1 protein-coding gene is annotated in these 1,775 nt (G+C 58.1%); it reads left to right on the top strand.

Translation table 11 applies throughout. The features are described 5' to 3' along the window. Window positions 1-1,156: 1,156 nt before the first annotated feature. Window positions 1,157-1,312, top strand: coding sequence for a hypothetical protein (locus VN622_18405; protein ID HWR37838.1), 156 nt, complete (start codon window positions 1,157-1,159; stop codon window positions 1,310-1,312). Window positions 1,313-1,775: the final 463 nt, after the last annotated feature.

The raw sequence follows: 1,775 nt of genomic DNA on the forward strand, positions 1-1,775 counted from the left end.
GAGCGAACACCGGAGGGCGGCAACCTCTCCGGTGTTCAATGGGTCTGTGAACGGTTCTTTCATCGGGGCTTCGGGGTCGATTCCGAGCCTCAATTTGTGCCAAGCGCAGGGTTGAAGCCCTTTTGCTTGAAGCCAGAGAAAGGTTGGGGCCTTTGTCCAGCAAGAGTGATTCTAGCATGTCCGGCCAAACCGGACAACCAAAACAAGTAAGCGCGGGAAGCGGTCAAGCGTCACTGACGCTTGTACACACAAGTAATTTACTTGAAGTATCAAGTAGAGCAGGGGGTGAGACGTTGCAACCGGGGGCGGTAGCCTCCGGGGGTTTATCTACTGCACATAACTGGCCGCAGGCAGGAGATGGAAGCGTAACGTACGCTGAGGGTGGAGATTGGATTCACGTCAAGGCTCCGGGCAAGCCTCATTACGGAGGTGGAGCGCGGAGTCTCGTAACAGAGTTCAGCCGTCAGTCGCAGGGAAGACTGAGGCGGCTCTTTGCGAAGTGTGACAAGAGACAAGTTCAGCCAGGTACGATGATGGAAGTCGGGTTGACCTATCCGGGCAAGGATGCTTTGGTCCCTAGGAACCCTAGGGAGTGGCATCGGCATCTGATAAACTTTCGGAAGCGGTTTCAAAGACGCTGGGGAACCTACTGGGTGGTCTGGAAACTTGAGTTCCAGAGGCGCGGCGCCGCGCATTACCATCTGGTGGTGTTCGTTCCCGGCGGCTCGGAGGAATTGGACATTCAAGAGTTCCGGGCTTGGCTCTCCCGGTCGTGGTGGGAAACGGTGGGCTCGGGTGATGAGGACCATCTCAAGGCAGGCACGCACGCGGCGTGGGCTCAGAAGTGGTGCAAACTCGGAGCGTATATGTGTAAGTACATGGGCAAGGAAGTTCCTGCCTTGGTTGATGAGGAAACCGGCGAGCTCCTGAACATCGGGCGGTGCTGGGGTCAATGGTCTAGGGAGTTGGCTCCGATCGTAGAACGCACCGTAGAGGCTCTAGGGGCTTCCATCTGGGCTATTCGTCGTGCCGTCTGGCGGTATACTGGCCTAGCGTCTCGGTCGTGGCGTGTGGGCGTGCAGGCCTTTGTACCGTGCTCGGTAGCGGAGAGGCTGTGTGTATGGCAAACTTAGGTCTTGAGAGGCTGAAGCCAGGAATGCGCATTGAGATAGATCTAGGCGATCACGGTGCCTACGGGGTGGAATTCGTAGGGCACGCGGACGGCTACATCCTCTTTATCAATCCGATTGATGACACGATCGTGCGCGAACGTCTGGCCGATGTTGTCAGCGTGGAACCTGTACCTGATTAGCCGGCCACGTTGGATTCTGGCCGCGTAGCGGCATTGAGACTCTGCGAGTGGGCGAGCAGCACAACCAGAGGCTGCCAGCGCAACAGGGGTTCCGATGAGGCACCGTAGCACTCGCACGTATGTTCGGACGCTGAGCGGCACCCCTCCTAATAGGAATTCGGTGGGGTATCGGCCTAGATCGCGTTTTGACGCTTGATTTACTCGGAGAGGGACACCCGGACGGCCGCGGAGATCGGACTGCGCTTGCGCACCCGGCCCGCGGCCGTCTCCGCGTTGGCTGGCCGCATGGTCTGTCTGCTATGATGGTGGCAGTACCCAAAACGAGCGAACACCGGAGGGCGGCAACCTCTCCGGTGTTCAATGGGTCTGTGAACGGTTCTTTCATCGGGGCTTCGGGGTCGATTCCGAGCCTCAATTTGTGCCAAGCGCAGGGTTGAAGCCCTTTTGCTTGAAGCCAGAGAAA

The sequence above is a fragment of the Clostridia bacterium genome, assembly GCA_035561135.1.
Lineage (GTDB): Bacteria > Acidobacteriota > Terriglobia > Terriglobales > Acidobacteriaceae > DATMYA01.